This is a genomic window from Halomonas sp. 328, from assembly GCF_015645095.1.
Classification (GTDB): Bacteria; Pseudomonadota; Gammaproteobacteria; order Pseudomonadales; family Halomonadaceae; genus Bisbaumannia.
Window position 1 is genome coordinate 49,017 of sequence record NZ_JADOTW010000005.1, and the last position, 13,139, is coordinate 62,155.

Annotated in this window: 10 protein-coding genes; 6 read left to right on the plus strand and 4 right to left on the minus strand. The window is 69.5% G+C overall.

All coding sequences use genetic code 11. The features are described 5' to 3' along the window. Positions 1-57: 57 nt before the first annotated feature. Genes IHD13_RS03400 through IHD13_RS03420 form a run of 5 tightly spaced genes read left to right on the plus strand, consistent with a single transcriptional unit; the run spans position 58 to position 8,718 of the window. The gene (locus IHD13_RS03400) at positions 58-1,485 is read left to right on the plus strand and encodes a hypothetical protein (RefSeq protein WP_195859634.1); all 1,428 of its coding nucleotides are present in this window, start codon (positions 58-60) and stop codon (positions 1,483-1,485) included. Beyond that, entirely contained in the window at positions 1,486-2,319 is an 834-nt protein-coding gene (locus IHD13_RS03405; RefSeq protein WP_230086117.1) for a hypothetical protein, read from the plus strand. After that, positions 2,316-7,196, plus strand: coding sequence for a hypothetical protein (locus IHD13_RS18415; RefSeq protein ID WP_195859635.1), 4,881 nt, complete (start codon positions 2,316-2,318; stop codon positions 7,194-7,196). The genes IHD13_RS03405 and IHD13_RS18415 overlap by 4 nt, the downstream gene beginning before the upstream one ends. Next, positions 7,193-8,326, plus strand: a complete 1,134-nt coding sequence (locus IHD13_RS18530; RefSeq protein ID WP_195859636.1) for a Wadjet anti-phage system protein JetD domain-containing protein — start codon at positions 7,193-7,195, stop codon at positions 8,324-8,326. The genes IHD13_RS18415 and IHD13_RS18530 overlap by 4 nt, the downstream gene beginning before the upstream one ends. Then, positions 8,323-8,718, plus strand: coding sequence for a group II truncated hemoglobin (locus tag IHD13_RS03420; RefSeq protein WP_195859637.1), 396 nt, complete (start codon positions 8,323-8,325; stop codon positions 8,716-8,718). Before IHD13_RS18530 ends, IHD13_RS03420 begins: the two co-directional genes overlap by 4 nt. A 114-nt stretch (positions 8,719-8,832) precedes the next feature. Here IHD13_RS03420 and IHD13_RS03425 read toward each other — a convergent pair whose 3' ends face one another. From IHD13_RS03425 to cfa, 3 genes are all read right to left on the minus strand, one after another. Then, positions 8,833-9,759 (minus strand): sensor domain-containing diguanylate cyclase, encoded by a 927-nt coding sequence (locus IHD13_RS03425; RefSeq protein WP_195859638.1) that lies wholly within the window; start codon positions 9,757-9,759, stop codon positions 8,833-8,835. A 582-nt stretch (positions 9,760-10,341) separates the two neighbouring features. Then, positions 10,342-10,476, minus strand: coding sequence for a hypothetical protein (locus tag IHD13_RS18420; RefSeq protein ID WP_268246209.1), 135 nt, complete (start codon positions 10,474-10,476; stop codon positions 10,342-10,344). A gap of 24 nt (positions 10,477-10,500) precedes the next feature. Continuing rightward, a complete protein-coding gene (gene cfa, locus IHD13_RS03430; protein ID WP_195859639.1) occupies positions 10,501-11,652 on the minus strand; it encodes a cyclopropane fatty acyl phospholipid synthase in 1,152 nt (383 codons plus the stop codon). A gap of 127 nt (positions 11,653-11,779) precedes the next feature. On the opposite strand from cfa, the gene IHD13_RS03435 reads away from it, so the two are divergent. Then, complete coding sequence (locus tag IHD13_RS03435; protein ID WP_195859640.1) at positions 11,780-12,082, plus strand: MTH1187 family thiamine-binding protein; 303 nt, start codon at positions 11,780-11,782, stop codon at positions 12,080-12,082. 81 nt (positions 12,083-12,163) lie between these two features. Here IHD13_RS03435 and IHD13_RS03440 read toward each other — a convergent pair whose 3' ends face one another. Continuing rightward, positions 12,164-13,084: a LysR family transcriptional regulator ArgP gene (locus IHD13_RS03440; protein WP_195859641.1), complete on the minus strand. Its 921-nt coding sequence runs from the start codon at positions 13,082-13,084 to the stop codon at positions 12,164-12,166. Positions 13,085-13,139: the final 55 nt, after the last annotated feature.

The window sequence follows — 13,139 nt, forward strand, 5'->3', positions numbered from 1 at the left end:
CCATGACCCGACCCGGCAGCCTTGGCATAATGGCCGTTTTGGCCTCAGGGAAGACCCATGACCGCCTGGAGCAAGTTGCTGGTCGCCACCACCCGGCTGATCGATCTGCACGACAGCGCCCACGAGCCCGGCTCGCCCTTTATCCAGGTGACCCAGGAGCAGCGCCGCGGCCTGCGCGACGGCTACTGGCTCGACCTGGGCTGCCTGCTGCTGGATTACCTGCTGGAGATGGACTTCGCCACCAACAGCGCCTTCGTCACCCAGGGACGTTGCCTGGCCCACCTGCGCACCGCCTACCCGGCGCAGTATGGAGAACTCGCCCAGGACGACCTGGGCTTCGTCATCAATCTGCTCGCGACCCCCAGCGAGCTGCACTTCCGCCAGCCGGGGGAGGCCGAGGCGCGGCGCCGGCGCAGCACCAAGCGCACCGCCCTGATCGAGAAGCAGGGCCAGACCGGCCAGGTGCGGCTCACCGCCAGCGGTCGCCAGGCGGTGACCCTGGCCGGCCAGGTGGAGGACCTGCTCTATTCCGAGTACGACGCCGCCAAGGTGCTGGCGGCCCTGGCCCGCGGTGACTTCGCGCGGATTCCCGATATCACCAACCAGATCCTGCTGGCGATCCGCGGCCTGACCCAGGAGCTGCGCCGGGTGCGCGAGAACCCCACCCGGGAGGGCAAGCTGGCGGCGCTGCTGGACAACCAGCGCCACTACCACCATGCCCTCTCCACCATCCAGCAGACCCTGCTCGATGCCCGTGCCCAACTGGTCAGCCCGCAGCTCGGCGAGCGCTTCGCCGCCTGGTGCGAGGCCCAGCCGGACGGGGAGGCCTGGGACCTGCGGGTGCTCTCCGGGGCCATCGGCCGGGTGCTCACCGCCATCGAGAACCTCTCCCGGCGCCTCGCCGAGCTGCTCGCCGATATCGCCGAGGGGCGCATCCAGTCCATGGGCGTGGTGGATTTCACCGACCTGGCCCGGGGCCTGCTGGCGGTGCCGCCGGCGCCGGCGCTGCGCGATGCCCTGGTGGCGCGGCTGATGCCGCGATCGCCGCGGGTGGCCATGCCTCGGCCGGTGAGCCTGATTCCCCTGCTGGAGAGCCGTCGCGCCGAGGTCAGTCATGCCGCCCTGGTGTTCGACGCCGAGCCCGGGGCCACCCCGGAGGATCCGCTGCTGGCCCGCTTCCTCGAGGCCCGTGGCCCGGCCCTCAGGGCGCGCCTGGCCAGGGCGCCGTTGGCGCTGCCGGAGGCCCTGGACGAGGGCTGGCATCGCTTCGAGGAGGGCGACTGCCTGGCCCAACTGCTCAACACCTTCGTCGATACCGCCCTGCTGGATGCCCGGCTGCGAGTGGGCATCGAGCCGACTCCCTTCGAGGTGACCCTGGAGGATGGCCGGGTGATCCGCGGCGAGGTGACCCCCTCGCTGCGCCTGGCTTCTGCGCCCCTCGATGTCGTTTCCCCGAGTGCCGCCACCGCCAAGGATGAATGCTGAATGAACATGACCGAGATGGGCGAAGTGGTCGCCTACCTGTTGCGCTACCGCAGCGCCGAACGCAGTCCCGCCGGACGCAAGCGGCGTGCCGCCCGGGAAGGCCAGGTCTCCGAGCGGGATGTCTGCGCCCTGCTCGACGATGCCAGCGACACCGAGCGCGAGGGGCTGCGCGACTTCCTGGCCGGCATGGGGCTGCGCCTCACCGCCTTCGAGGCCGGGGACTATCCCGGCATCGCCCCGGGGTCCCGCTATTATGCGCTGCTGGCGGATCCGCAGCTGGAGCAGCCGCCGCTGTTCTCCCGGGAGGCGATCTTCGAGGCCCTGCGCCTGCGCCAGGAGAGCCGCGGCGAACTGGCCCAGTGGTACCTGCAGCTGTGGCTGCTGATGCAGGCCCTGCTCTATACCCGCTACAACCGGGCACTCTCCGATGTCAGCCGTTACCAGGAGGCGACCTTCGCCAGCGGCGAGCTGCTGGAGCTGCTGCGCGACCAGCTCGAGGCCCTGCGCGACCTGGGCGAGGCGGCCCCGGAGACCAGTCGCGCCCTGCTCGAGGAGCGCGGCGAGGACCTCAGCCGCCGGGTGCGCGCCTTTATCGACCTGCAGGTGCGCGCCGGCCTGCTGGAGGCTCCCCGGGACGAGGCCGGGGAGGGCGATATCTGGCAGCAGACCCTGCTCGGGGCCCTGGAGGCGGAGCAGGTGGGCATCCACCAGTTGGCCCATCTGCAGGCCCTGGCCCGCGGCGCGGCGGGTGAGGCAGCGGAGAGCGACGGCGAGGAGAGGGACACCGAGGCGTCGGATGCCGAGGAAATGGATGCCGAGGAGGATCGGGCATGAGCGTGATCAATCGTATCGAGGTGGCCAACCTGCTGAACAAGCATGGCGATATCGCCTCGCCCTGGGACGCCAAGATGCGTCACCTGCTGCTCGACCTGCGCGGCCAGTCCAGCGCCATCAGCATGGAGAACGGCTTCGGCAAGACGACCCTGGCGGAGGCGCTGATCGGCCTGCTCTCCCGGGACAAGACGCTGCTGTCGCGCACCCGGCGCAAGTGTTCCCCGGCGGCGGTGAGCGGGGCGGGGCGCAGCTGGAGCCATCTGCGGGTGGAATTTCGCGCCCAGAGTGGCGCGCCCGGCCAGGGCGACATGCTGGCCGCCGCCGGCGACGAGGTGGCCGGCGAGACCTTTGTGTTCGGCTTCTACGGCTACAGCGACGGCAGCGGCCTCTCCTTCTATCACTACCCGGGGCGCCTGGAGGCGGTACCGGTGCACCATGTCACCGCCGACGGCAAGCTGGCCCTCTATGCCAACAGCGACGTCAAGGCGGCGATGGCCGCCCAGGGCGTGCGCCTGACCCACAACCGGGAGGAGTGGCTGGAGGCGGTGGGCGCCCATGTCTCGCGGCGCGAGCTGGCTCAACTGGCCGCCTTCCAGAAGGAGGGCGGCGCCGACAAGAGCCAGATCTTCAATGCCATCAAGCCCCGCGGCGGCGAGAAGGCGGACCAGGCCTTCTTCTTCGAGGTGCTGGCGCCGGAGATCCTCTCCGGCGCCATGCGTGGCGAGACCGACGAGAGCGAGGAGCTGATCGAGGAGGTGATCCTCAACTCGGGCACCAATATCGCCGAACTGCGCCATCGCCTGGAGGAGGCGGAGCGCGACCAGCGACGTGCCGCCGACAAGGTGGCGAGCCTGGCCGAACTCGACGATCAGGGGCGGGCCCTGGCCGAGGCGCGCCGCGAACTGGAGCGTCTGGACGCCGACCTGGCCGGTCTGGAGCGGCTGCTCGGGGGGCAGGCCCAGGGTGGCCTGCCGGGGCTGCCACGGCGCCCCGACGTGGCGGATGAGGCGGATGCGCTGACGCCCGAGATCGTCGCCGGCTGTGCCTGGGGCCTGGGCGATACCGGGCGGCCGCGCATCGCCACCGCCCTGCTGGCCCGGCTCAGCGGCGAGAGCGAACGCCGGGTGCGTCAGGCGCTCCAGGAGGGCGGGGCCCGCCTGGAGGGGCATCGACGCCTGATTCACCTGCCCGAGGCGGCCTGGCTGCAGGGGCGCGAGCCGACCCATGTGGACTTCGCCACGGCCCGGGGCTGGCTCGCCGAGACCCTCGCCTTCGCCGACGATGTGTCCCGCCAGCGCGCCCTGACCACGCTGGAGGCGGCGGCGGAGGCCTTCGAGGCCCTGGATGGCAACCTCTTCCGGGAGGAGGTGATCGCCGATCGCACCTACCAGGAAGAGCTGGGCCGGGAACTCCACGAGCTGGAGGCCCGGGGCGAGGCCCTGGAGGAGGAGGCGGAGCGGCTGGCCAACCAGCAGAAGGATTTCATCGACAACCAGAGCTTTTATGCCCAGGCCCTGGAGGAGGGGCTCTTCGCGGAGGCGGAGCTGGAGGCGCCCGAGCAGACCGCCGAGGCCAGCCGGCGAGAGGCCGAGGCGGCCCGTCGGGCCCTCAACGACCACCTGGGACGGGTCGGCGAACTCCGGCAGGTGGCGGCCTGGCATGCCGACTTCCGGCGCCAGCACCCGGATGCCTCCCCCGCCGAACGGCTGGAGGAGAAGCAGGCCCGGGAGGCGAGCCTGGAGGAGGCCGCCGAGGCGGAGCGCGAGGCCCTGGGCCCGCTGGTGGAGCGCTGTGACGACCTGCGCCGCCAGGCTGAGACGCTGCGCGACGAACAGCAGCGCCTCGGCGGCGAGCAGGGCCTGCTCGCCCAGGGCCAGGGACCCTGGCAGGCCTTCGTGGCGGGCTGGCCGGAGGCCTCGCCCCAGGGCTTCTGGACCCGTCGCAAGACCGAGCTGGCGGAGCTCGAGGCCGAGTGTCGCCAGGCCCGCCGTGACCTTGACGAGGCCCAGCGTGACCAGGCTCGCCTGGCGCCCCTGGCCGAGGCGGCGCGTCACTATGCCGAACTGCATGGCGACGAGGAGCCGGTGCACCTGCGTGGCCGCCTGCAGGCCCGAGCCCGGGAACTGGACGACGAGTCGCACCGCCTGGACCAGGAGGAGACGAGACTGCGCGCCTTGCATCAGGCGCGACTCGACTTCGCCGAGCGCAGCGATCTGGCCCCGGAAGCCTGGCTCAAGGATGCCCGGCGCCGGTACCCGCGGCTGCTGGGCGAGGCCGAGGCGCTGGATGCCGGCATCGCCCAGCGCGAGGCCTACCTGGCCAGCCTGGCCGGGGACCCGCTGGAGCGGCGGGCCGTGGAGGCCGAGGCCGAGCGCCGGCTGAGCGAGGCGGGGATCGCCTGGCGGCCCCTGCACGAGGTGCTCAACGATCCCCAGGCCGACCCGGCGCGGCGTCGCGACTGGCTGGTGCAGGCCGCCGGGGTGCTCTTCGCCCCGGTGGTGGAGGGTCAGGCCGCCGCCGAGGCCGCCGCCGGCGAGTTCGATGAGGCGGGCCTGGCCCTGCCGGTGCTGGAGGCCGGGCAACTGGCCCGGCGCTTGGCCGCTGGCGAGCCGCCCCTGGGTGCCGTGCAGGGCCTCGAAACGCTCGCGGTCAAGGCGGCCCTCGACCCGCGCTATCTCGACGAGCTGCGCGAGGCCACCGAACGGCGCCTGGCGGCGGATCGGGAGCGGCGGGCCGCCCTGGCCGAAGAGTGCGTGCGCCTCGACCCCCACGGCGAGACCTTCGCCCTGGCCCTGCAGGCCCAGGCCGCGGACGAGGCCGGCGTGGTGGAGGCCCTGGAGCGGCTGGCGACCCGGCGGGAAGCGCTCGACACCCAGCGGGCCGAGCTGGCGCCGCGCCTCACCGAGGCGGCCCTGGCGGCGATCGACGATTATCAACGCTATCTCCAGGAGGGCGGCGAGGTGGCCCTGGAGGCGGCCGCCGAGGCGCGCCTCACCGCCGAGGCGAGACTGGCCGACTCGCTACCCCGCCATAAGGCGGCGGAGGCCGAGTTGGCGGCCCATGGCAAGACCTGGCTGGCGGCGGAGCAGTTCGCCGATGCCGGTGGTGTCGAGCGCCTGGCGGCCCTGGAGGCACGACTCTCTGCCCTGGCGGCCGAGCGCGAGACCCTGCGGGCCCAACTGGCCGAGGTGGAGGCGCGGCGCGACGCCGGCGAGCGTCGCCTGGAGGAGCTGGTGGCGGCGCGGCGTGGCCTGTTCGGCGATGGCGAGCGGGATCGCCTGCGCGCCCTGGCCCGTTTCGAGGCCGAGGGTGGCGATGCCTTTATGGCCGGTGCCAGCGAGGCGCAGGCGCGTCTCGAGGACGAGCTGGCCCGGGCGACACGCCGCGCCGATTTCGACTTCGCGCGGATTCGCGCCTACCTGGCGGTGCGCGATGCCGGCGGTGGCGGCCAGCGGCTGACCCGCGAGCTGGCGCGGGTCAAGCGCGAGCGCAGCGAATTGCGCGAGACTCTCAAGGCAAAGCGCGACGAGCGCGAGGCCCTGGCGCAGCGCCTGAGCGCCCTGACCCAGGCCCTGGGTTGGGTCGATCAACTGGCCGGCGAGTGGCTCAGGGTGGTGCGTGAGTTGCCCGAGGGCTGGGCACGGCGCCTGGCGGCCCTGGAGGACCTGGACGAGGCCGCCCAGTGGCCGCCGGAGGCGGAGGCCTGGGAGGCGCGTCAGGCGGCCCTGGCGCGCTGGCGGCAGTTGGCGGTCGAGACCGAGGCCCTCGAGCTCCCGGCCCTGGAGGCCTGCCAGCAGGCCCTGCTGGATGCCCTCGGCGAGCTCAACCTCGGCGAGCGGGCGCGTAACCGGGAGCGCCAGGCGCGCGGCGTGGCACAACTGGCGGAGCGCCTGGCCGAGGCCCTGGATGCCGCCGCCCAGAGCCAGCGCTTCAGCGACACCGAGCGAGCCCGGCTGGCGGCCTTCCAGGACGCCGGCGCCGCCGCCCTGGAGGACCTGGCGGCGCTGCACGGGCAGCTCCAGGAGCAGCTCGCGTTGCACCAGGGCCGAGTGACGCGGCTGCAGGAGTCCCGCGAGCAGATCGAGGGCACCCTGGTGGAGCGCCTGAGCTCGATCATCGGCGATGCCGCCGGCAACCTGGATATTCTCAAGCGGGTGGCGCGCAGCCACGGTGAGGGGGGCGCCTTCTTCGAGGTCAAGGCGTCGCTGATCGGTCCCGAGGCCCTGAGCGAGCTGATCCGCGGCCTGCTGGTGGAGATCGACGAGCACCAGGCGCTGCTGCAGCGCCGCGCCGAGCGCGATGGCGGCGAGCCGCGGCGCCGCGACGAGGACTTGCTGCGACAGATCCGTCGGCGCATCTATCGGGGCCTCTTCCATGAGGTGTCGATCCGCCTCAAGCATGAGGCGATCCGCCCCCATGGGCGGCTCTTCTCCCTCAACGAGGACATGTCCGAGGGGCAGCGCGAGGCGGTGTCGCTGATGTGGCTGGTCAAGCTCTCCGAGTTCGCCATCGAGCGGGAGTTGCGGGAGCTGCCCGGCCACCACAAGCGCCGCGCCCGGGCCAGTCGCGAGAGTGTCATCCTGCTCGACGGCCTTTTCTCCAAGCTCTCCCATCGCCGCCTGATCCAGGACTCCCTGGAATCGCTGCGCAACACCCGGGGGCGCTTCCAGATGATCGGCCTGATCCACAACCCCAACTACGAGAACGACTCGGGCATCTTCCCCACCTACCTGGTGGGCAGCGTGATCGGCGGTGCCCAGGGGCAAGGGGGCCATGTGATGGTCCGCGACGGTCGCATCACCGAGCCCGAGGCCCTGGGGCGCTCCAGCGGCGAGGCCAGCCTGTTCGGTATCCATATCAGCGAGCCGGCCTCGTGAGCGAGGCCCGGCAACGATTGCTGTCAACGCTGGAGGCGCCGGCCCGGGAGCTGCTGGCGTGGATGGAGGCGGCCTGGCTTCGCCATTATCGGCGCCATGGGTCCGGCAAGCGCTGGCAGGCCACGACGCTGGTGGCGCGCCTGATGACACTGGAGGCCTGCCGGACCCAGCTGGAGGCGCGCCAGTACCTGGAACGTCTGCAGCGGGCTGGGATCCTGGCAGTCGCGGATGGGGTGAGCCTGGCACCTCGCTTGGGGCTGAACCCCCGGGTCGGGCTGGATCCCCACTGGACCGAGGCGCTGGTGCGAGGACTACCCCGGGCCGCGGTCGAACTGGGGCTGACGCCGGCGCAGGCTCGAGCTTGGGAGCGCGCCCTGGAAGGGGCTCTGGGTGGCTGGTCGGCTTCGGACCAGATGGCCTTGGTTGCGGGGTTGCGATCCCTGGCCGCGGCGCTGCCGGCCGCCTATGACCTGGGGGCCTATCGTGCCAGCGCCTGTTATTTGTTGGGCAGCAGCAAGCTGCTGACTGCGTTGCCCCAGGAGTTACTGATCGCTTTCGGCATTCAGGTGTCAGCGTTCCGTCTTCCGGTGACCTGGGTGCTGGCCAGTGGGCCCCGATCCCCTCGGGGACTCCTGTTGATCGAGAATCCCCAGAGTTTTTCCCAGGCTTGCGAGCTGGGCATCGATGATGAGCTGGCGTTGATTTGCAGCTTCGGTTATGGCCTCTCCCTGGGCGAGGCGCTGTCACGGCCTGAACGAATCCGGCTGGTGGGGCCTCGATTGCCCGGGGCCTCGCTGAAGGCCCTGCTGACCTTGCCGAATATGACCTACTGGGGAGACCTGGATCCCGAGGGGCTGCGGATTTATCGGGCCCTGAAGCGGCACCTGCCACGGCTCGCGCTATCGGCTCTCTATGAACCCATGATAACGACGTTGCAGGCGGCCCAGGGACATCCGCTGGATGCCTTGACCGGCAAGGCGGGGCAGGTGCCGGGGCAGGGGTGGCAGCGTGGTCTCGATCAGGAGTGGGTCGAGGATGCCACCCTTATGCGCTTGGCGGGACTGGCCCTGGATACTCGTGTGGAGGCCGCCTGGCTCGAAGCTATCGACACTAATGAGAAGAGCCAATGACGACGTTATTCGGGGTAGGCGATAGCACCCTGCGGGCCCTGGGGGGCGAGGCGGCGGTGGAGGAGCTGGTGGGGCGTTTCTATGCCGCCATGGAGCGCCTGCCGGAGGCGCGGCGCATTCGCGCCATGCACCCGGCATCGCTCGACGAATCCCGGGACAAGCTCGCCACCTTCCTGGTCGGCTGGATGGGCGGTCCTCGGCGTTATCGGGAGCGCTTCGGTCCCATTGCCATTCCCGCCGCCCATCGCCACCTGGATATCGGTCCCGAGGAGCGGGACGCCTGGCTGGCCTGCATGGCGGTGGCGCTTCGCGAGATGGGCGTGGCGGCGGATCTCGAGGCCTACCTGCTGGCGCAGCTGCACCATCCCGCGCAGATGTGCCGGACGCGCTAGTCGTCCGGGGCGTCGATGGCGCGATTGCGCCCCGATGCTGCGGAGATGTGCCGGACGCGCTAGTCGTCCGGTGCGTCGATGGCGCCCCGATGCTGCGGAGATGTGCCGGACGCGCTAGTCGTCCGGGGCGTCGATGGCGCGATTGCGCCCCGACTCCTTGGCGACATAGAGGTGGCGGTCGGCGCGGTCGATCAGCGCCTCGCGGCTTTCGCCGATACGATACTCGGCGATGCCCAGGCTGATGGTCACTCGCTGTGGAAAGAGCCCGAAATCGTGGTCGGCGACCCTTTCGCGCAGGCGCTGTGCCACCGCCAGGGCCTGGGGGCGCGGCGTCAGCGGCAGCAGGACGGCGAACTCTTCGCCACCCAGTCGGGCCAGGGTATCCTCGCCGCGCAGTTCCTCCTGGCAGAGGGCCGCCAGCCGGCACAGCACCTCGTCACCCCTGAGATGGCCCCAGCTGTCATTGACGCGCTTGAAGTGGTCCAGGTCGAAGAGGATCAGTGACAAGGGCGTGCCATGGCGGCAGCTCAGGGCGAGCTGGTAGTCGAGGCAGCTCATCAGCTTGCGCCGATTGGGCAGGCCGGTCAGCTCGTCGGTGTCGGAGAGCTCGCGAAGATGCGCCTGATGGGCGATCTGTTCGCTGATATCGACCATGACGCCGTGCCAGAGGGTACCGTCGCCATGGGGTTCCGGCTGGGCGCGCACGCCGAACCAGGCCTCGCCGCCCTTGGGGCGGTTGAGGCGAAACTGGGTCGCCATCAGGCTCAGGCTCTTGGCCGAGCGCTCCACCGCCACCATCAGGCGGGGAAAATCGTCGGGATGGACCCGATCGAAGGCGTGGCGGCCATCCTCGGCGAGTCGCAGCCGCTGTTGGGCATCGCCCAGCACCGGGCTGTCGGCGCCGGCGATATAGGGGAAGCGGATCCTTCCCTCGGCACTGCGATAGCATTGGAAGATCAGTCCCGGCAGGCGGGCACTCAGGATCGCCAGCCGCTGTGCGGCCTCCCCGGGGCGTTCCAGGGTGGTGGAATCGAAAGGCATGGGCCTTCCCTGCGTGTGATGTTCTTATTATCCATCGTTCATTGACGATGGGTTTATTAGTTTTTATCGAACCGAATATCCTACCCGTGGTAGGCGGCGAGGCTATCCTCTCTTGGAAGTAGGCTATCTTACACTATCCATGTAAGAGATTGGCCATGGTTGGTGGGTGCGCCAGTCCGGCTGCTATAGCGCTTTCAGCGGGGGCGTCGTAGTCGTAGCGGAACATGCGCCCCGGCGCAGGTCCTGTGTTCCTCGAATGAGCCAATCAGCGAGGGGCGTCGTAGCGGCCGGGGCGTCCGCGGGAGAAGACCACCTGCCAGAGTTGCATATGGCGGGCACGGAAGCCGCCGGCACAGGCCGACAGGGTCGTAGAGAGCCGGAACAGGCGCCCCGGCGCAAGTCCTGGGCTCCTTGAATGAGGTATCAGCGTGGAGCGTCGTAGCGGCCGAGGCGGCCCCGGGAGAAGACCACCTGCCAGAGTGGCATATGGCGGGCACGGAAGCCGCCGGCACAGGCCGACAGGGTCGTAGAGAGCCGGAACATGCGCCCCGGCGCAAGTCCTGTGCTTCTCGAATGAGCTGATCAGCGGGGGGCGTCGTAGCGGCCGAGGCGCTCGCGGGAGAAGACCACCTGCCAGAGTGGCATATGGCGGGCACGGAAGCCGCCGGCATAGACGGAGAGGCGTAGTAGAGAGCTGGAACAGGCGCCCCGGCGCAAGTCCTGGGCTCCTTGAATGAGGTATCAGCGTGGAGCGTCGTAGCGGCCGAGGCGTCCACGGGAGAAGACTACCTGCCAGAGTTGCATATGGCGGGCACGGAAGCCACCGGCACAGACTGACAGGTAGTACCGAAACATGCGCCGGGTGCGTTCGTTATAGTTGTCGGCGATCTCGTGCCAGTGCTCATCGACATTGGCCAGCCAGGCCATCAGGGTACGGTCGTAGTCGGGGCCGAAGTTCTGCCAGTCCTCCATCATCAGGTGCGCCTCGCTGGCCTTGGCGATGTGCATCGCCGAGGGCAGTATTCCGTTGGGGAAGATGTACTTGTTGATCCAGGGGTCGGTACTGATGTCGGAGTTGTTGGAGCCGATGGTGTGGAGCAGGAAGAGGCCCCCGGCATCCAGTAGCCGCTCCACGGTCTGGAAGTAGGTGGGGTAGTTGCGGTGGCCCACGTGCTCGAACATGCCGATGGAGACGATGCGGTCGTAGTGGCCCTCCAGGTCGCGGTAGTCCTGCAGGCGGATCTCCACCGGCAGGCCCTCGCAGCGCTCACGGGCCAGGGCGGCCTGCTCCTTCGAGATGGTGATGCCGGTGACCTCCACGCCGTGGTGGCGGGCGGCATGTTCGGCGAAGCTTCCCCAGCCGCAGCCGATATCCAGTACCCGCATGCCCGGCTGCAGGTCGAGCTTGCGACAGGCCAGCTCCAGTTTGGCCCGCTGGGCCTCGTGCAGATTCCTGGCCTCCTTCCAGTAGCCACAGGAGTAGCACATGGTGGGATCGAGCATGCGCTCGAAGAGGTCGTTGCCCAGGTCATAGTGGGCCTCGCCGACGATATAGGCGCGGGCCTTGCTCTGCAGGTTGAAGAAACCCGACTGCAGCCGATACATCAGCCGTTCGGTGGGCGTATGGGCGCGTTCGCCCAGGCCGTGCAGCAGCAGGCGACAGGTCATCTCGTCGATACGGTCGCACTCCCACCAGCCATCCATATAGGCTTCGCCCAGTCCCAGGGTGCCCTGATGAAGCACCCGGGAGAAGAAGTCGGGGTGATAGACCCGCAGGTCCCAGGGCTGGTCGCCGTTGAGGGTCACGCCGGAACCTGTCAGCAGCTGTTCGATAATGCGTCTGGCGCGAGTATCCGGCAGGGTAAGGGGGGCGATGTGGGTGTCACTGGTCATGGCGTCCTCCTGGGCCTGGTGGGAGCATGGGCTGGCTCCGCGGCTGCCGGCAACTTAGGATTGAGCATAGTTCAAGCGACTAATCCTTGGTAATCAAGGCATTTCCAACGATAAGGAGAGGCGTGATATGCAAGTCATGGTGGATCTCTGCGTGGTGCCCCTAGGCGTGGGCGTCTCGGTATCCCCCCAGGTGGCGGCCTGTCAGCGGGTCATTCAGGCCTCCGGGCTGAGTCATCGTATGCACGCCTATGGCACCAATATCGAGGGGCCCTGGGATGAGGTGATGGCGGTGGTGAAGCGCTGCCATGAGGTGGTGCACGAGATGGGGGCGCCGCGCATCACCTCGACCCTCAAGGTGGGCACCCGCATCGATCGGACGCAGTCCATGGATGACAAGGTGGCCAGCGTGGAGGCGTTACTTAAAGAGTAGACACCACTCCCCCAGGCTAGGCTCCGTACGAAAACTGGCTGCGCTCGCCGACGTCTCGTAGGCAACCTGATGATGCCCCGCCTAGCGCGGGGCATCGTCGTCTCTGGGCAGCGCTTCCAGCCAGTCGCCACTGTGTCTGAGCAGGTGGCCGGTCAGGGCCTCCAGGGTCTCGCCCCCTTGACGCCAGTGATGCCAGTAGAGGGGGACCTCGATGCGGCGCGTCGGGTCATCGGGGCCGGGCAGTTCCACCAGGCGACCCTCGGCCAGTTCCCGGGTCACCTGGCGCTCGGGGATCATGCCGTAGCCGAGCCCGGCGAGCGCCATGCCCACGAAGCCCTCCGAGGAGGGGCAGAGGTGGTGGGGAAAGGGCTCATGGAAGCCGTGACGGGCCAGGTAGCGATGCTGCAGGCGATCGTCCGGGCCATAGACGATGGCCGGGGCCCTTCGCAGGGCGTCATGGCTGAGCCCTGCGGTGAAGTGCCGTGCCACGAAGTCGGGGCTGGCCAGGGCGCGATAGCGCATCTGGCCCAGGGCATGGCTGCGGGCGCCCTGGACCGGGCGCGGGCTATCGCAGAGACAGCCCGCGACCTCGCCGTCGCGCATGCGTTTGAGGGCCACCTCCTGGTCCTCCACCAGCAACTCGAAGAGCAGCCGCCGTTCGCGGCAGAAGGTCGCCATGCTGGCGGGCCACCAGGTGGCCAGGCTGTCGGCATTGATCGCCAGGCGCAGGCGTGGCTCCGCTTCGCCCAGGGTCGGCACCTGGTCCAGCAGGTCATGTTCGAGCAGGCGTACCTGGCGAGCATGATTGAGCAGACGGCGCCCGACCGGAGTCGGGGCGAGGCGGGGACCGCGCACCAGTACCGGCTGGCCGAGGCGAGCCTCCAGCAGCTTGATGCGTTGGGAGACCGCCGACTGGGTCAGTCCCAGTCGCTGGGCGCCGCGTTCGAAGCCACCCTGGTCCACTACCGCGGTCAGGGCCTCGAGAAGCTTGTAGTCGAGCATTAGTTTTTCTTCTTTCTCATTCGGTGAATTAATTTTATTGATTCATGGTGTCACT